7 protein-coding genes and 1 tRNA gene are annotated in these 19,436 nt (G+C 61.2%); 6 read left to right on the top strand and 2 right to left on the bottom strand.

The genetic code is table 11. The features are described from left to right. Positions 1-659: 659 nt before the first annotated feature. Genes CRT23_RS20095 through CRT23_RS20075 form a run of 5 tightly spaced genes read left to right on the top strand, consistent with a single transcriptional unit; the run spans position 660 to position 15,503 of the window. Complete coding sequence (locus CRT23_RS20095; protein WP_245436420.1) at positions 660-1,565, top strand: transcriptional regulator; 906 nt, start codon at positions 660-662, stop codon at positions 1,563-1,565. Then, positions 1,540-5,043, top strand: a complete 3,504-nt coding sequence (locus tag CRT23_RS20090; RefSeq protein ID WP_103711439.1) for a helicase-related protein — start codon at positions 1,540-1,542, stop codon at positions 5,041-5,043. Before CRT23_RS20095 ends, CRT23_RS20090 begins: the two co-directional genes overlap by 26 nt. Beyond that, positions 5,040-9,281, top strand: a complete 4,242-nt coding sequence (locus CRT23_RS20085; RefSeq protein WP_103711437.1) for an ATP-binding protein — start codon at positions 5,040-5,042, stop codon at positions 9,279-9,281. Before CRT23_RS20090 ends, CRT23_RS20085 begins: the two co-directional genes overlap by 4 nt. Then, complete coding sequence (locus tag CRT23_RS20080) at positions 9,265-12,192, top strand: DUF1156 domain-containing protein (protein WP_103711435.1); 2,928 nt, start codon at positions 9,265-9,267, stop codon at positions 12,190-12,192. The genes CRT23_RS20085 and CRT23_RS20080 overlap by 17 nt, the downstream gene beginning before the upstream one ends. A 14-nt stretch (positions 12,193-12,206) precedes the next feature. Continuing rightward, on the top strand, positions 12,207-15,503 hold the full coding sequence (locus CRT23_RS20075; protein ID WP_103711433.1) for a DUF499 domain-containing protein: 3,297 nt from the start codon (positions 12,207-12,209) through the stop codon (positions 15,501-15,503). A gap of 971 nt (positions 15,504-16,474) precedes the next feature. On the opposite strand, the gene CRT23_RS20070 is transcribed toward CRT23_RS20075, so the two are convergent. Continuing rightward, positions 16,475-16,550, bottom strand: a tRNA-Lys gene (locus tag CRT23_RS20070). Positions 16,551-16,653: 103 nt separating this feature from the next. Then, positions 16,654-18,231, bottom strand: coding sequence for a 2-isopropylmalate synthase (locus CRT23_RS20065; RefSeq protein WP_103711431.1), 1,578 nt, complete (start codon positions 18,229-18,231; stop codon positions 16,654-16,656). A 569-nt stretch (positions 18,232-18,800) separates the two neighbouring features. On the opposite strand from CRT23_RS20065, the gene CRT23_RS20060 reads away from it, so the two are divergent. Then, entirely contained in the window at positions 18,801-19,277 is a 477-nt protein-coding gene (locus CRT23_RS20060) for an SRPBCC family protein (RefSeq protein ID WP_245436425.1), read from the top strand. Positions 19,278-19,436: the final 159 nt, after the last annotated feature.

The raw sequence follows: 19,436 nt of genomic DNA, 5'->3' as shown, positions 1-19,436 counted from the left end.
GAATTTCTAGGCGACCGACGAATGGCTGCTTCCGGGATGCGCCAGGGAAGGTCGGAAAAGCTGAGTTGGGTCGTTAGCAGCATGTCCGCATCCGAGCAGGCAGCCAACTTCCGCTCTTGGCGCGTTTCAGACCTTCGGAGCCCCGAATCCATATCTGATCCAACACCAGGAAACTGCACTCAGTTCAGCGAGCATGCACTCAGCGGCATCCGGTGATGTTATCGTTAAACAGGCTCAGTAGCTCTAGCAGCTGATTTGTAACCACCTGCTGTAGAAGATGATTGTTTCGTATTTCTCGGGGTTTGTATTAAGAGTTCGACGAGCATGTGACGTTCGACGTAACACATGCGTAACACAGGTCCCGCTTACGCTCTGGCGGCGCTCGCTAAGAGCAAACATCTGCCGTTTAGAATGCAAGCCAATGTCCCGCTCTGCGCCACAGGCGGAAATTCGCCGTCTCTCCAGGGGCGGACGTTCCGCTTCCGATCCAGCCACGTCGTAGAAGCCGGCCCACACAGGCCTCAAAAGCGGTCGTTCATCGCTCTGTGAGTTCGGCAGCAATGCGCCATCTGCGGACCTTCAGCGGCCTCATTGTTGAAGAATGGTGTTGCTCCATGAGCACACGATCGCAAGTTGGGTGATATGGCGCTCGACGGTCCTTGCGTCGCGACGTTGCGAGTCTATTGAATCGCGCCTGCTTGGGAGGCTCGATCAACCGTGCCGACATTGTGAATTGTTTCGCCGTGTCGATTCCAGGGGCGCCGAAGGATCTGGCTCTCTACCAGGAACGTTCGCCTGGAAACATGCAGTACGACACGCGCGGGAAGCGCTATGTCCCAGCTGAGAAGTTCATTCTGCAATTTCTCGATCCTGCCCCTTACGTCTATCTGGCCCAACTTCGCTCAGTAGCCGAAGGGGGCCTGCCCGCCCATAACTCGTGGACCGCAACGCTGTCCAACGCGGACGTCGCACTGACCCCCAAGCGGGACATCGATACTGCGTTCTTATGCTGGGCTCTAAACACAGCGCGCGAAGGCGACTCAGTGGAGATTTTCTATCAGTCAATAACCGAGGTGCGGTCAGATCCAATCTGGCACCGGACCACGCCACATGCCGTCGGCTTTGATGGCTTCCGCTGGCCTGCTCAAGCTTATTGCCACCTTGAGAACAGGTTGAAGGACGTCCTGCTTGTGCGCTTCCTGAAAGTGCATGGCAAGGGCAAGCCTGGCCTGCCCTGCGAGCAAGACTGGCTCTGGAACTGTTCTTACGATGTAATCATCCGACCGCATCCCGATTTGACCGTGAGCCAGAAGAATGTGGTCACTAAAAATTACAGAATCGCCCTTGGCAACAGTGTGCTGCCCATCCAACACGCGATGCTGTTCTATATTCCGAAAGAACTCGGCCTACTTGGTAGCACAGCAAAGCAGAGCGCTCGTCCGCAGCATGCTGTCGCAATAAACCGCGAGCAACCTGGGACTGCGTTCAATAAAGCGGAGCTTCAGATGTTATTATTATATCATGGAGGAGCGTCGATTGATGGCGGCCAAGCTCGAAAGCATTAGGAATGGCGCTTCCGTCCGCGGGATCGCGTCTGCGCAACCCGTTCAGATCGTGTCGGTCGACTGGATCGGAGATCAGGCGGTGAATGTTGTTTATCGCGATCATAACGGGTCGGTCGCCGAGGCTGTTCTCTACAGGGACGATGAGCATCGCCTCGAGGTCGAGCAGGATGGGCGGCCCTGGTCGTTCGACGCAGATGGTGCGCTGCTGAGGTTAGTGACCGAAGCCAACCGCATCAAGCTTGCGCATTATTTCGACCCCTACCTCGCCATTCACACCAGCCTTGTGGATCCACTGCCGCATCAAATTTCGGCAGTCTATGGCGAGATGCTTCCGCGGCAGCCGCTGCGCTTCCTCCTCGCGGACGATCCTGGCGCCGGCAAGACGATCATGGCCGGATTGCTAGTCAAAGAGCTGATCGCGCGTAGCGACCTGGAGCGTTGTCTCGTAGTCGCACCAGGTAGCCTGGTCGAGCAGTGGCAGGACGAACTAGGTCGAAAATTCAACCTTGAGTTTGATATCTTGACGCGCGACATGATCGAGACGTCGCGTTCGGGGAACCCGTTCAACGACCACGATCGGCTCATCGTCCGTCTGGACGTGCTGGCCCGCAACGAAGACCTGCAAGAAAAGCTCATGAGCGCACGCGAGTGGGATCTCGTGATCTGCGATGAGGCCCACCGCATGTCGGCGACCTACTTCGGTGGGGAGGTCAAATACACGCGTCGTTATCAAGTGGGTCAGAAGCTTGGCCAGGTTTGCCGGCATCTCCTGCTCATGTCGGCGACGCCCCACAATGGGAAGGAGGAAGATTTTCAGCTCTTCATGGCACTGCTCGATGGCGACCGCTTCGAGGGGCGTTTCCGCGATGGCGTCCACTATGCCGACACCGAGGACATGATGCGGCGTTTGACCAAGGAGGAACTGCTTAAGTTCGATGGGCGGCCGCTGTTTCCTGAACGCCGTGCCCGCACTGTCAAATATCAGCTCTCGGAGGGCGAGGCCGCGCTCTACGCCGCCGTCACCGATTATGTGCGGACCGAGATGAACCGGGTACAGCGGTTTGCCGAGGGAGACGGCAAGAAGCGAAACAACGTCGGTTTCGCCCTGCAGATCCTCCAGCGGCGTCTCGCTTCCTCACCGGCTGCCATCTACCAGTCACTGAAACGCCGCCGCGAGCGGCTCGAAAACGAGCTGGGCGAAGCGCGGCTCGCGGCCAAGGGGAGACGGGCTGGTATCGGCGAGCCGTCGGTTAGCTCGGATGTTCTCGGCAACATCGACGAATACGGACAGGACGAGATCGATGAGCTTGAGGAGCTGATCTCGACAGGCGCGACTACAGCGGAGACAGTCGAGCAGCTCGCCCTGGAGGTCGATACCCTCAAGAGGCTGGAGTCAATGGCGCTCAGTGTACTGCGCTCTGGCGTCGATACCAAATGGACGCAGCTGAACCGGATACTCGACGACGATCTCATGATCGACGCAGCCGGGAATCGCCGCAAGCTGATCATCTTCACCGAGCCCAAGGACACTCTCCACTACCTGCTCGACAAGGTGCGCGCGCGCCTTGGCAGCCCCGAATGCGTGGACGTCATCCATGGTGGGGTGTCGCGCGAGGAGCGCAGGAAAGTGATCGAGCGCTTCATGCAGGACAAAGACCTGCTTGTGCTAATCGCCAACGACGCCGCCGGCGAAGGCGTGAACCTCCAGCGCGGCCACCTGATGGTCAACTATGACCTGCCTTGGAACCCCAACAAGATCGAGCAGCGCTTCGGCCGTATCCACCGCATCGGGCAAACCGAGGTTTGTCACCTCTGGAATCTTGTGGCGGCCGACACACGCGAAGGCGACGTCTATGGGCGTTTGCTCGAGAAGCTGGAGGCAGCACGGGAGGCTCTTGGCGGGCGCGTCTATGACGTGCTCGGTGAGCTGTTCGAAGGGACCGCGCTGAAAGATCTCCTGTTCGAGGCCATCCAATATGGCGAGCAGGAAGAGGTGAGGGCGCGGCTGTTCCGCCAAGTCGATGGCGCGGTCGACCAAACGCATCTACTGGAGTTGCTGCGTCGACGTGCACTGACAAACGACACTATGCCCGAGGCAAAGGTCGAGGAACTGCGGCTTGAAATGGAGCGCGCCGAAGCGTTGCGCCTCCAGCCGCACCACATTCAGAGCTTCTTCGTCGAAGCCTTTCAGCATCTGGGCGGCCGTCTCAAGCGCCGAGAGGAAGGCCGCTGGGAAATCACGCATGTGCCGGTACGCATTCGGGAGCGCGATCGTCAGATCGGCACAGGCGCGCCCATCCAGAAGCAATACGAGCGGATCTGCTTCGAGAAGAGCAAGATCAACCAACAGCCAGTCGCCGCCTTTATCTGCCCGGGCCACCCGCTGCTGGAGGCTGTGATCAGCCTCCTCCGGGAGCAATACGAGCAGATCATGCGCCAGGGCGCGATACTGGTTGATGAAACGGATCCTGGTAACGCGCTGTCCGCTGTTTTCCTGCTGGAGCACATGGTTCAGGACGCTCGCACGACGAGCGCCGGCAAACCGCATGTAATTTCTCAGCGACTTCAGTTCGCTGCGATCGACAAATCAGGGAATGCCACCAACGCCGGTATCGCTCCACATCTCAATCTTCGTCCTGCCGCGCCAGAGGAGGTCGGCCTGGTACGAGACCTTCTTGACGAGGTCTGGCTGACGACCGAGCTCGAGAAGACGGCGATCCGCTTCGCTACGGTGGAACTGGCGCAAGGCCACGTCGCGGAGGTCAAGGCGCGGCGCATCCCTGAAATTGAGAAGGTCGAGCAGGAGGTGCGTGCCCGCCTCAAGAAGGAAATCAACTACTGGGACTCGCGGGCCTTCGAGCTTAAGGAAGAGGAGAAGGCCGGCAAGAAAACGCGGCTGAGCTGGCAGAACGCCCAGCGCCGTGCCGAGGAACTGGCGGAGCGCCAGAAGCGCCGCGTGGATCAGCTTGAGCGGGAGCGGTTCATCTCGTCGCAGCCACCACGGGTGCGCGGCGGCATGGTGGTTATCCCGCGTGGACTGCTCAGCGCCCGGCAAAATACGACTGTGCCCGACCATTTTGCCGAGGACCCGGCTGCGCGGAGAAAAATTGAGCTCGCAGCCATGCAAGCCGTCATGGCAGCGGAGCGTGCGCTTGGGCACGAGCCGCTGGATGTCTCAGCCCAGAAGATTGGCTATGACATCGCCTCGCTCAATCCGAAGTCTGGGCATCTTCGCTTCATCGAGGTCAAGGGCCGGATCGATGGCGCGGATTCGGTGATGGTCACGCGGCAGGAGGTCATCACCTCGCTGCACGAGCCGGATAAATTCATCCTCGCGGTCGTCGCCGTCACAAGCGGCTTCGCGCACGAGCCGCGGTATGTGCGCGGTCCACTGATCGAGCGCGAGCCCTCCTTCCTTGAAACCGCAATCCAGTTCGACCTTCGGCGTCTGCTCGAACGCGCAGGGCCGCCATTATGACTGCGGAGCGCCAATCCGCACCCGTCATGGTTGGGCCACCGGATTACTTCCATCCGATCAGGGATCGCGCCTCAAAGCGCTGGGATCAGCTTGAGGCCGATCCCGAGCTCGCCGGGCCGTGGTACCAGCTGTTCAAGCAGGTGCAGAGCCCCCGCCATATTCTGTCCGAGCTGCTACAGAATGCCGACGATGCCGGCGCCACCGAGGCACGTGTTACGATCGAGAACGAGCGCTTCGTATTCGAGCACAACGGCGAAGACTTTGTCGAAGCTCATTTCGCGTCGGTCTGCCGGTTCGGCTACTCGAACAAGCGCGCTCTTCACACCATTGGGTTCCGCGGCATTGGGTTCAAGAGTACTTTCAGCCTGGGTGATCGAGTCGAGCTGTTCACCCGGACATTAGCTGTCGCCTTCGAATGCAGCCGCTTCACGGAGCCGCATTGGATAGACGGCCGATGCGCGATGCCGGACGTCACTCGGGTCGAGGTGGCGATCGCGAATCCTCTTCTCCGCCACGAGGTCGAGAAAAACCTTGATGAATGGCTGAAGAGCCCGGTTTCGTTACTGTTTTTCAAGAACATCCGGCGGCTTCAGCTCGGTGAGCAGGTGGTCCACTGGCAGAGCCTCGGTCCCGGCCCCATCCCTGAGAGCGAGTGGATGTCGCTGGACGACAAGGGGGATGACGCGTTCTTATTGATTCGGTCGGCGGACGAGGCGTTTCCGGCTGACGCGCTCGATGAAATCCGGAAGGAGCGGATGCTGGGAGCCGAGGGCGGCGGCGACTTTCCGCCTTGCCGTGTCGAGATCGTATTGGGTGCGAAGGGCAGGTTATATGTCGTGCTGCCCACGGGCGTTGAGACGCCGCTTCCCTTCGCTTGCAACGCACCCTTCATCCAGGATCCCGCGCGCCTCAAGATCAAGGATCCGGAGACCTCACCTACAAACCGCTGGCTGTTGAAGCGCGCTGGCGAACTGGCCGCGAAGGCGATGGTCGAGTGGCTCGAACAGGTCAAGACCGGTGCTCTGGATCGAGCGGCAGCCTACGGTCTGCTCCCCAACGTCGACCGGGAGGCTAGCACACTCGAGGGATCCTGTGCGGCAATCGTCGAGATGGCGTTCGCAGATACGATTGATGTGCAACCGATTCTTTTGACTGACGAGGGCAACCTGGTTGCCGCCGATGCAGCAATTGTAATTCCGCTGCCGATCTTCGACATTTGGCCGGCCGAGCAGGCGATGGCCTTGATGGATGAGAAGTCGCGTCCGGGTTTGTGTCGGCATGTCTCGGCCGCGGACCGGACGAAGCTGGTTCACTGGAACCTGATTGAGGTATTCACGAAGAGCGATCTGCTCGCTCGCCTCCGCACAAGTCATCTTCCTCGGCCGTCCACCTGGCGGCAGCTGATGAACCTCTGGATTTACATCGCACCCGAGGTGACAGGTTGGCAGTGCCCACAGCCCGATCGCCTCCGCATCGTTCCCGTTCAGGGCAAGGAAGTGCTCTATTCGGCGTCTGAGGTGGTGCGGCTCGGTGAGAAGAAGCTGCTCCAGTCGGATGAAGACTGGGAGTTTCTAGCGGGACACCTGATCGTCCTCAATCAGAACTGGACTCGCTTTCTAGCGGAGCAACGTCGCGACAAGGGCGACGGCGATGGCGGAGGCGACACACCTCAAGCCGCTATCGCCGTGCTCAGGAAGATCGGCCTCGACGACACGAGCGACGTCAACGCCGTGATCGAACGGGTCGCCGCCGCCTTTTTTGGGTCCAGTGGCATCAAGCTGGCTGAGTGCGTGCAGCTTGCCCAGATCGCGGCGAAGCTTAGCGCGACAGCCGGCGAATCATTCCGCTATGGCTGCGCCGACCTGAAGCTTCGCCCGATCGCCAAGGCCATCCAGTTCGATGAAGACGGCGCGCTGGAGGATCTGCTGCCGGAGACTGTGCAGCAGACGCAATTTCTGCATCCCGACTATGTAGCCAGCTTCACCTCCTGTTCGCGGGAGGACTGGCTGCGTTGGGTGTCGTCCGGCAGGTCCGGTCTTCATACCTTCGCACCACTGGCCCAGAAGCGGACCAGCATCTATGGCCGTCAGCCGGTCACCGCTGAAGCTCAAAAGCGTGGTGCGCGAGGAGCACTCTACTACCCATACGTGACGAGCCAGTTTGTCGTTGAGGACTGGGATTTTCCGGCTGAGTACTGGCGGCATTGGGAGGCGCTGTCGAAGTTCGATCCGCGGATATGGACCAAGGTTGCGAGGCGGGTACTGGAACAGCGGGACACCTATTGGTCCCGAGCTTCGAGTGCGCGCCTCTCGCAGGTCGCGACCACGGGATCAACCCGATCGCTGACGTCCGAGCCCTTGCTCGCGAACTGGCTGCTGAAGCTTAGGTCGAAGCCCTGCCTTCCTGATACGCGCGACATGATCCAGGCCCCGGCCGATCTGCTCCGGAGAACGCCAGAGACGGAATCCCTGATGGGCGTCGAGCCGTTCATCCACGGCCTGCTCGACCGAGAACCGACGCGGCCGCTGCTTGATCTGCTCGGCGTCCGCAGCACGCCGAGCGGGCCGGGCCGGTTGCTCGACCGGCTGCGCGCGCTTGCGAAATCAGAAAAGGCACCGGCCCACGAAGTCGAGAAATGGTATCGCTGTCTCGACCAAATGCTCGACAGCGCTTCCACGGCGGACGCGCAGAGTATCAAGGACGCCTTTAGGGCTGAGAAGCTGATCCGTGCGCAGGACGACACATGGGTAACTTCGAACGGCGTTTTCCTGGCCGGTGACGATGAGGATGTTCCGGGCGCTGCGGTCATCGGAGCCTCGGTGCTCGATCTCAGCCTCTGGCGCCGCATTGGCGTTGCCGAGCGGCCGTCCGCTGATCTGGCTCTGCAATGGCTCGGCACGCTTGCGTCCGGCAAGGCGCTGTCCGTGGATGACGTGCGGCGTGTTCGGACCCTGATGTCGCGACATCCCACCCGCATCTGGGAGCAGTGCGGGCACTGGGTGAATTTGGCGGGCGAATGGGTCAAGACCGATGCGCTCGCCTACGGGCTCAGCATGCAGAGCCTGTTCACCTACAGCCATCTCCACGACTGGGTGAAGCGCAAGACCGCCGATTTCCGCCAGCTGTCAGTCGAAATAGTGCGTAACCCGCCATTCTCGTCCCTCCAGGCGCTGTCAAATGTCGTCGAGGAGAGCATCAACCAGCCGCTCCCGTCCCTAGGTCTGGCAGACCAGCGCGCCTGGCTTATGGCGTTCGGAACCCAGCTTGCGCGGATCGAACTGGCCGATCCCGCCGAGACCGAGCAAGTGCGCTCGGTCGCAGCGGCGATCGCGGGGATAAGCTGGGTCTCATCGCCGAAATTGGAGGTTATCCCCTATATCGATGGTGTTCCCGCCGGCACGGCGCGGCTCACAGATATCCTGTGGCTCGACGGCAAGCTGTTCGTCTGCCCGCTGTCGAAGGCGAAGCTCGCCAAGCGCGTGCCCGAGGAAGTCGGCAAGAGTTTGAGCGGTGATATTCGCGCCGCGCTGGCCTATGCGTTCGAGCGGCCGTCGGAGGACATCAAGGCCTATCTCGAAGAGAACTTCACGCTTGGCCCTGAGCAGACGGCGGCTGCGCGCGTTGTCGAGGCTCCGCCTGGCGCTGACACTGTTGTTGGCATTGCTGACGACGAGTCGTCCGAGGGCCCAGATGAGGCTTCGCCGCAGGTTGGCGATTCCGCGCCAGTGAGCGATCAGGACCTGTTCGAGGACGAGGAGCCGGCACGCCCGCCAGAGCCCGAGCCGCCGCTCCAGGAGCCCGAAGGCGGGCTGCTGGGACCGGCGACCATCAGTCGTCCGCGCACGCCGGCGAACCCGCCGCGGCCCAGCGTCATCGCGCGTTTCGCGCTCGCGCTGGGCTACAAGCCAGATGAAGAGGACCGCTTCTACCATTCGGATGGAAGCTGGATTGGCCGCGCCAATGGCGCGCGTTTCCCCTGGGAGCGGCGCTCAGCAATCGGCGAGGTGCAGCGGCACTACTATCCGAAAGAACATTGCCTCGAGCGCGAGCCGCTTCAGATCGAGGCCGACGTCTGGGGACTGCTCGACCAGAAGCCTGACGCCTACTCATTTATTCTCGTCAACCCGAAGGGTGAACCTGTCGAAGTAACAGGCGCTCGCCTGCGTGCGCTGCGCGAACGCGGCGAAATCACTATTCACCCCGCAACATACAGGCTGGTTTATGACCTCGACCAATAAGTACAAGAAAAAGCTTATCGAGGTTGCAATCCCACTTGAAGCAATCAATGCGGCGTCGGCGCGGGAGAAGTCGATCCGGCATGGGCACCCGTCCACACTGCATTTATGGTGGGCGCGACGGCCGCTTGCAGCGTGCCGGGCGGTGTTGTTCGCGCAGCTCATCGATGATCCCTCGGGCTATGCGGACAAGCTGCTGGACGACTCGCAAATCCGAAGGCAAGCGGAGGCGGATCTAGCCGTACGCCTCAAGGCGTGGCGCGACCGCAAGGCCGACGTGCAGGGCAATGCAGCTGACACGCCCGAGCCGACGCTGGAGGATTGCGCAGCTGACATCGAGCGCAAGCGATTGTTCGAGATCATCAAAGAGCTGGTGCTCTGGGAGAACTCGACCAACGAAGAGGTGCTGGAACGCGCCCGCGCGGAGATCCGGCGCAGCTGCGGTGGCGAGTTGCCTCCAGTCTATGACCCGTTCTCGGGTGGCGCGTCCATCCCGCTCGAGGCGCAGCGGCTAGGCCTGCCTGCCTACGGGTCCGACTTGAACCCAGTGGCGGTCATGATCGGCAAGGCAATGATCGAGATCCCCCCGAAGTTCAAAGACAAGCCTCCCATTCACCCCGGCATCAAGGAGCGATCCTTCTACCGCAACGCCGAGGGACTGGCTGAGGATGTGAAATACTACGGCGAATGGATGCGCGAGATGGCGTGGGAGCGCATCGGGCATCTTTACCCGCAGGTAGACCTGCCGAAGGAGTATGGCCGCGGCAAGGCCACAGTAATCGCTTGGATCTGGGCGCGGACAGTACCGAGCCCAGATCCAGCGTTCGCAGATGTGCATGTGCCGATTGCGTCGAGCTTCATGCTGGGCTCCAAGCCCGGAAAAGAAGCTTGGGTTCAGCCAATCGTTGATAGGGCTGCCAGGACCATTGGTTTTGTGATCAGGAAGAACGGCACGAAGTCAGAAATCTCGGCCGCTAAAGACGGCACAAAGGCCGGTCGGGGCGCCAGTTTCCGGTGCCTTTTGTCGGACACAGCAATTACACCGGAGTATGTAAAGCAAAAGGGTAAATCCGGGGAGATGAAGCAAACCCTCATTGCTGTGGTGGCAGAGGGGAAGAACGGACGCACTTACCTTCCGCCATCGATTGAGCATGAAGAGTTGGCAAAGTCCGCGCAGCCGACCTGGAAACCTGAGACAAATCTGCCAAACGATCCGCGCAATTTTTGGACAGTCGAGTACGGCCTCAGAACTTTCGGCGACTTATTTACTGATCGACAACTCCTGTCGCTGAACACATTTACCAATTCCCTTCATGCCGTACGGAGCCAGATTGTTGAAGATTATGCGGGCGCCGCTAATAAAAATGATAAGCTGTCCCTAGAAAATGGTGGCACTGGCTCTATTGCCTACGCCGATGCTGTAAGCGTTTACCTAGCATTTGCAATAAACAGATCAGTTGACCGAGGTTCATCCATTTGCACTTGGGACTCGTCACCAAAGATGGAGGCTCTGAGAAATACCTTTGCACGCCAGTCTCTGCCGATGACTTGGGATTTCGCAGAAGGGAACCCGTTTTCCGGTGCGAGCGGAAATTTTCGAAGCAATGTTGACTGGGTACTGAAGGCGCTTGAACGATTATCACCAGCAGCAATCGGAGTTGAGTGTCAGCATGACGCACAAACCGTTCATTTTCCTCCGGGCGCGGTAATCTCGACCGATCCGCCGTACTATGACAATATTGGGTACGCCGATCTTTCCGACTTCTTTTTTTGCTGGATGAAGCCTTCAATCAAGACAGTATATCCTAATATTTTTGACATCCTCGCCACCCCAAAGTCAGAAGAGCTTGTCGCCACGCCATACCGGCACGGTGGTAAAGACGCGGCAGAAGCATTCTTTTTGAACGGCATGCGGAAAACCATCGCAAATATGGCTCAGCAGTCATCGGAGCACTTTCCGGCGACGATCTATTACGCCTTCAAGCAAAGCGAGGTGGCGCAAGAAGGTATAAGTTCCACTGGTTGGGCCACTTTTCTTCAGGCGGTGGTCGAAGCCGGGTACGCTGTCGTTGGCACATGGCCGTTGCGCACCGAGATGGCGAATCGCATGATCGCTTCGGGCACCAACGCGCTCGCGAACTCAGTCGTCCTCGTCTGCCGCAAAAGGGAAGCCACGGCCGAGGTCATCACCCGCGCCGAGTTTATTCGTGCCCTGAAACGCGAATTGCCCCCGGCCATCGCCGAGCTTCAGGGCGCTAACATTGCCCCAGCCGACATGCCTCAATCCGCTATCGGCCCGGGAATGGGCGTCTTCTCGCGGTACAAGGCTGTCCTCGAGTCCGACGATAGCCCAATGGCGGTGAAGGCCGCGCTGCAATTGATCAACCGCGAGCTGGACGAATACCTTGGCGGCATTCAGGGCGAGTTCGACGCCGACACCCGGTTTGCGATCACATGGTTTGAGCAGCACGGCATGGCAAAAGGCGACTATGGCGCTGCCGACAACCTTGCCCGTGCCCGTGGCATCGCTGTTGAAAGCGTGAAGCATGCCGGGATCATCGAGAGCGCTGCCGGCAAAGTCCGCATCCTGGCGCGAGACGAGTTGAACGACGATTGGGAGCCGGAGGGCGACGGCCACCTGACCGTTTGGGAATCCCTTCAGCACCTCGTCCGCAAGTACGAGAAGGACGGCATCTCGCATGACACCGCCGTCCTGTTGAAGAAGATCGATGCGAAAGCCGACGCTGTTAAGGACCTTGCCTACTGCCTCTACGACATCAGCGCCAACAAGCGGAAAGATGCGAAGGAGGCCACGGCCTACAATGCCTTGATCGCCGACTGGACGGAACTGACGCGGCAAGCGGCAGCGATTCACGACACAAGCGGGGATCGTCAGATCCGGCTGGATATCTGAGGGAGGACGGGACAGTGGCCAAGAGCACGCGCCAGTATGTTTTCGAGGGCATGGAGCTGCTGCCCGCAGCCCTCATCCCGTTCGTCGAGAAGCGGCTGGAAAGCTCGCTCAAGGGGCATTGGCAGGTGCAGGTCTTGGAGAAGCTGCCGAGCCTGCGCCCCAATAGCAACGGCGAGGTCGGTTGGGACCAAGCCGCGCTTTTCAACGCAATGGACCGGTTCTGGAGCGACGCTTTCCGAGCCGTTCTCGGCCGCGCCGAGCGGTCGTGGGTGAACGAGCTCAGCGATGTCCGCAACAAGCTCTCGCACAATGAGACCTTCACCTACGACGACGCCGAGCGCGCTCTTGATTCCATGCGGCGTCTAATGGAGGCGATCAGCGCGGGCGAGACCGCTGAACAGCTCTCGAAGATGCGCGACACGATCCTGCGCACGAAGTTCACCGAGCTTCAGCGCAATGAGGAGCGGCGGAAGACCCAACGCCTGGAAATCTCCGTCGAGACCGTGGCGGGCTTGCTTCCGTGGCGCGAGGTCGTGGAGCCACACCAGGATGTCGCCACCGGCGAATTCCAGCAGGCCGAGTTCGCGGCCGATCTCGCGAAGGTGCATTCGGGCAGCGCGCCGGGTGAATATCGCGAGCCGCGCCAGTTCTTCAGCCGCACCTATCTGACTGAGGGTCTGAGCGCGCTTCTGGTCGGCGCAGCCAAGCGATTGTCAGGCAGTGGCGGCGATCCGGTCGTCGAACTGCAGACAAACTTCGGTGGCGGCAAGACGCACTCGATGCTGGCCCTCTATCACATGGCGGGGCCGACGCCGGTCCAGGACCTGTCGGGCCTCGATCAGCTGCTCGAGAAGCACGAGCTGAGCGTGCCCAAGGGCATCAACCGTGCTGTGCTGGTCGGCACCTCGCGCGGGCCGCAGGACGTCCTCAATGCCGAGGGCGGCCGCAAGATCCGCACGACTTGGGGCGAACTGGCGTGGCAGCTCGGCGGTGCCGAGGCCTTCGACATGATCGCCGACAATGACACGAACGGCATAGCGCCCGGTTCGCACCTGCTCGAGACTATCTTCAAGAAATATGCGCCCTGCCTGATCCTGATCGATGAGTGGGTCGCCTATCTGCGGCAGATTTATCGGGTTGAGGGGCTACCGTCAGGATCGTTCGATGCGAACCTCTCGTTCGTTCAGTCGCTCACCGAAGCAGTTAAGGCCAGCCCCGGCACCTTGCTGGTCGCGTCCTTGCCGGCGTCGCAGATAGAGGTCGGCGGCGAAGGCGGACAGGAGGCGCTCGCGCGCCTGAAGCAGACGTTCAGCCGCGTCGAGTCCTCATGGCGGCCGGCGAGCCAGGAAGAGAGCTACGAAATAGTCCGGCGGCGGCTGTTCAAGGAGATCTCCGGCGACAAATTCCATCACCGGGACAACACGCTGAAGCAATTCGCGAAGCTCTATCGCGAGAACGCCAACGAATTCCCGCAGGGCTGCGCGGACGAGGACTACCGACGCAAGCTGGAGAAGGCCTACCCAATCCATCCCGAGCTGTTCGACCAGCTCTATACGAGCTGGGGATCGCTGGAGAAGTTCCAGCGCACGCGCGGCGTGCTGCGCCTTATGGCGCAAGCGATACACGAGCTCTGGATGAACGGCGACCCGTCAGTGATGATCATGCCGGGCAGCGTCGCGGTGAGTTCGCCGCGCGTTGAGCCGGAGCTGCTCCACTATCTTGACGTGAGCTGGCAATCCATCATTGCCGGCGATGTCGATGGCACGGCGTCCACGCCCTACAAGATCGACCAGTCTGCACCCAACCTGAATCGCTATTCGGCGACGAGACGCGTTGCGCGCGCTATCTTCATGGGGACGGCGCCGACGCATCAGCAACAGAACACCGGCCTCGACGACAAGCAGATCAATCTCGGCGTCGTTCAGCCGGGTGAGCGGCCGGCGATCTTCGGCGACGCACTGCGAAGGCTCACCAACCAGGCCAAGTTCATGCACGCCGATCTCGGCCGCTATTGGTACTCGATGTCGGCGAGCCTCAATCGCGTCGCGGCAGACAAGGCAGCGCAGATCGAGACAGCGCTGATTTTAATGACCATCGACAGCGATTTGAGCAAGTATGTGAACGGTCTCGCCGATCGTGGGCATTTCGACGCTGTGCAGGTTGCCCCAGCGTCATCTGCCGAGGTGCCGGATGTAGCCGGCGGTGTGCGCGCGGTAGTGCTGGGCGTCGCCCATCCTCACAATGGCCGCGACGGCTCCGAGGCACTGGTCGAAGCCAAGGACATCCTGATGCAGCGCGGCAGCACACCGCGGGTCCATCGCAACATGCTGGTGTTCATTGCCGCGGACGCACGCCAGCTCGACAGTCTGAAGGATGCCGTCCGTGCGTCCCTCGCCTGGAACGAGATTGTGCGAGACAAGGAACGTCTCGAACTCCGGCCGAGCGACCAGAGGCTTGCGGAGGCGAAGTTCGCAGAGGCGATAGCGACTATGAAGGCGCGCCTGAAGGAGGCGTGGTGCTATCTCCACTATCCCGCGCAGGAGAGCGCGCAAGCTGATGTCGAATGGATATCCGGTAAAATTCCGGCTCAAGACGGACTGCTCGCCCGGGCCAGCAAGAAGCTCGTCGCCGAGGAAGGATTGCTCATAGAACTCGGGCCGTCACGGCTTGACCGCGATCTCCAGAAATACATCTGGAACGACAAGCCGCATCTCTCCCTGAAGGATTTGCGGGAGTACCTTAACCGCTACATCTACCTCCCGCGCTTGAAGAACCAGGAGGTCCTGATCAAGGCCGTGCAGGCCGCGGTGAGCGGAATGATTCCAGGTCCCTTTGCATATGCCGAGCGATGGGAGGCGAAGTCGGACGCCTATCTAGGTCTCGCCATCGAACAAGCCGCAAACGCGGTAATTATAATCGACAGCGACAGCGTCATCGTGAAACCCGATGTAGCCGAGACCCATCGGCCGGCAATGGCGCAGCCTCGAAACCCCGGCGGTACAGGATGCCCAGGCGGAAAAACGCCAGAACCCGGGGCGCTGCCCATCGGTGAAGCGCCTCAGCTCGCAGCGGTAGAAAGGAAACCGACTCGGTTCACTGGAACAGTGATGATCTCGCCGGAACGACCGGCGCGAGACATGCATCAAATCGTGGAGGCAATTGTGGAACAACTCACAACCTTGCCAGGCAGCAAAGTCAAGCTGACGCTTGAGATCGCAGCGGAGATTCCCTCGGGCCTTGAGCGTTCGAAAGTTCGGACGCTCATCGAGAATGCGAGTACCATTGGTTTCCTAGATAAGTCAGTCGAGTAGCTGCGTCGTCAAACTGCAGTGAATCTCGGATTTCGCGAATATCGAAAAGTTCCCTTTTCATGGCGATGGTGTGCCCGGCGGAAGGCCGAATAGGTCAGTTTACAGGATGCGCGGACAATTGCGCTTCGGGAGCGGCAGCTCCTCTGTGCTGCTCGTCCATGAATGGAAGCGCAATCGGGAGCGCTCGGGTGGTCATCATCAAAGATCTACAGCAAGGTTCCCGGGGCTTCAGGATGGTACTGGTAAAGCCAGGTTGTCGAAGGCCATCGGCTTGGGCGACGACAACTGAGGACCGGAGCCGCCGGCCAAACAGCGCCCTTGAAAGCCAGAGAAGGCCAGCAGGTTGATGGCCGTCAGGGTGCGCCTTGCGATCAAGCGGAACTCGCTGGATGAGGATACATGTCCGTTCTGCTTTACGCCCTGCCCTAGGATCAATGGGGAGCGATCGGCCGCCCCTTATTGGTGGTTCGTCCGTGAGAATGCCTGCGGCGGCCAGAGGATGGATGGCCTGACATGGGGCGACAGGGGTGGGGACAGGCTCGCTGAGCTGCAGGAAGCGGGTGTGCGGATCTCACAGGGCCAGAGCGTAGAGGGAGAGATCGGTGCGCCAAATGTGGCAATCGTGCCAAGGCCACCCGCGAGCGCCTAACAGCCTAGCTCACGCGCCGGCGCCCGCGGCTTTCACTGCAAGGGCAACTACGCCCACTATGAAGTGCTCCTGCCACACGGGCGGCACCACGCTATGATCCACGAACCAACCGAGGTAAGCGGATTGCACGGGCCCGCCTGTTGCGCAGGCAGCTTAAATCCGTTGCCGCCGAGGTGCGCGCTAACTGCATCGCTCCGCGCTGATTGCATGAACGATTCCCCTACCGGGAAGCGACTTCGTGCGATGTTACGTGAGCTGTTACGTCTTAAGCGCCATTAAGGCGCGGATCGTAGCCAAACCAGCACTAAGCCATTGATTTGTTTGGTGGGTGCACAAGGGTTCGAACCTTGGACCCGCTGATTAAGAGTCAGCTGCTCTACCAACTGAGCTATGCACCCAACGCCTTGCGGCGATCACTGCGGCCCACCAAGCCCGCTGCGACGAGGGGGCTGATAGCAAACGCCCCGGAGAGTGTCCACCCCCGGAGCGTTATTTTCTCGGCTAAACCGAAGCCGGGCTCTGCGCATGCAGGCGCTCCGCCCAGGCTTCGAGCTTGTTGAGGGCCGAGAGGTAGGCACGCGCCGAGGCGACCAGGGTGTCAGGGTCGGCGCCGCGGGCGGTGACACTGCGCTCGCCGCTCTTCAGGCGCACCGAGACCTCGGCCTGGGCGTCCGTGCCCTCGGTGACCGCATGGACCTGATAGAGCTCGAGGTCGGCCTCGTGGGGCACCAGGGCCTGGATCGCGTTGAACACCGCGTCGACCGGGCCGTTGCCGTCGGCCTCCTCGGTGACGACACGGCCCGCGATGTCGAGCTTCAGGGTCGCCCGCTGTGGGCCGCGGGTGCCAGCGATCACCGACAGCGAGACGAGACGGATTCGATCATGCGCCGTGGCAAGGTTCTCGTCGACCAGCGCCTCGATATCCTCGTCATAGACGTGCTTCTTGCGGTCGGCCAATGCCTTGAAGCGCTCGAACACGTCCTGCATCTGGTTGTCGCTCAGCACGAGGCCGAGCTCGTCCAGTTTAGACCGGAAGGCGGCCCGGCCCGAATGCTTGCCCATGACGAGCGAGGTCTTGGCAACACCGACTGAGGCCGGGGTCATGATCTCGTAGGTCTCTGTGTGCTTGAGCATCCCATCCTGATGAATGCCACTCTCGTGCGCGAAGGCGTTCCGGCCGACGATCGCCTTGTTGTACTGCACGGGGAAGTTCGTCGCGTGGCTGACGAGCTTCGAGGCGCGGGTGAGCATCGTGGTCTCGATGCCGGTCTCATAGGGCATAACGTCGCCGCGGGTGCGGATCGCCATGACGATCTCCTCGAGAGCGGCGTTGCCAGCGCGCTCACCGATGCCATTGATGGTACACTCGACCTGACGCGCGCCGCCCTCAATGCCGGCCAGGGAATTGGCGATGGCGAGTCCGAGATCGTCGTGGCAATGCACTGAGAAGATTGCCCTATCGGCGTTCGGTACCCGGTTCCGGACGTCCTGGAACATCCGGCGGTACTCGTCCGGTGTGGCGTAACCCACGGTATCGGGCAGGTTGATGGTGGTCGCGCCCGAGTGGATCGCCGCTTCGACGCAGCGGCAGAGATAGTCGATCGGCGTGCGGGTGGCGTCCATGGCCGACCATTCCACGTCCTCGACGAGGTCGCGGGCCTGGGAGACCGTCTTCAGGATGATCTCCACCACCTCATCCTCGGACTTGCGCATCTGGTGCGCGAGATGGATCGGCGACGTCGACACGAAGGTATGGATACGGCCGCGTCTGGCTTGGCGCACCGCCTCGCCGGCCCGGACAATGTCTGCTGGAATCGCGCGGGCGAGACCCGCGACGGTGGCGCGCTTGACGCGTCGGGCGATCTCGGAGACCGCCTCGAAATCGCCGTTCGACGCGATAGGGAAGCCTGCCTCGATGATGTCGACGCCCATGGTGTCGAGGAGTTCGGCGACCGCAAGCTTCTCATCGAGGGTCATGGTGGCGCCGGGGCACTGCTCACCGTCGCGCAGGGTGGTGTCGAAGATGAGAACGCGGTCCTTCGCGCAGGCTTCGGGCGCCGGTGTCGAGGAGGTCGTCATGTTGGATGTCCTGTCGGGGCGCGGTCTAGAATCGAGGACGCGGCGCCGAGAAATCGAGGGAGGCCGGGCAAGCGCCAGAGTGCCGGCGCCGACCTTCGCGAACTGCGCTCCCCTGAGAGCCCAGGCGCACGCGCCCGGACGGCCCTCAGGGGCGGATAAGAAGGAGCAGGGCGGTGAGAGGCGCGCGCGACCGGGCGACCGCGAAGGCGGCGTTGGTCGTGCTGCACGTGGAGCCGGCGCTGGCCAAGGCTCGTCTCTCCCGAGGGGCAAGGGCGTGCCGTGGCGGCGCGCGAACCTTTGCGAAGGCGGTTTACCTAGCCGCTGGCGGCTGGCTTGACAAGGTTTGGCGCCCTCCGCGTAGCGGCTCTCCCGTCGAGGGCTATCCCGGCCGTTGGGAACGCCGCACAGATTCTCCACACCCAGTTGTTCGAATTCGTAGGTGTTTGCGTCGGACGCATTGCCCTGAGCTCCACCCCGCCTAGCTTCGAAGGCGGATCGAATACGATCCGGCGGCAGAATCAGTCCGTCCACGCAAGAATAAATCTGGAAGGAAACCCACCATGTCACGGATGCTGTCGCGCACCCTGGGCCTACCCGCTCTAGCCCTGCTCGCCGGAACGGCGCCGGTGCTGGCGCTCGATGCCGCCAAAACCATCGACGTCGCCGCGCCACCGGCCAAGGTCTGGGCGACGATCGGCGATTTTTGCGGCATCGGTCAGTGGCATCCTGCCGTTGAGAAGTGCGTGCTGTCGCAGGACGGGGGCAAGACTCTGCGGACCCTGAGTCTGAAAGGCGGCGGCACCATCGTCGAGTCGCAGACCAAGCGCGACGACAAGGCCATGAGCTACACCTATGCCATCGTTTCCGGGCCCCTGCCGGTGAGCGACTATTCTTCGACCCTCTCGGTGATGCCGAAGGGTTCGGGCTCGACCGTGAATTGGACCGGCAGCTTCAAGGCGAAGGGCGCTCCGGATGCGGTGGCGATTGATGCGGTCTCCGGCATCTACGATTCCGGACTGAAGGCCATCGCCGACAAGTCCAAGTGAGCGGCTCCAGGTGAGCGGCTGGTAGAAAGGTTCAACTAGAGGGCGGCTCACCGGGGTCGCCCTCTCAATCCAGGTTCGTCCGGCCCCGGACCCGATTGACCGGCCGGAGCGCACGGCGCAAAACCGCCCCGGATCAAGCTGTGCCGTGTCCCGGCACGG

The sequence above is a fragment of the Methylobacterium sp. V23 genome, from assembly GCF_002917135.1.
Lineage (GTDB): Bacteria > Pseudomonadota > Alphaproteobacteria > Rhizobiales > Beijerinckiaceae > Methylobacterium.
This window is presented reverse-complemented; position numbering and strand designations above follow the sequence as displayed.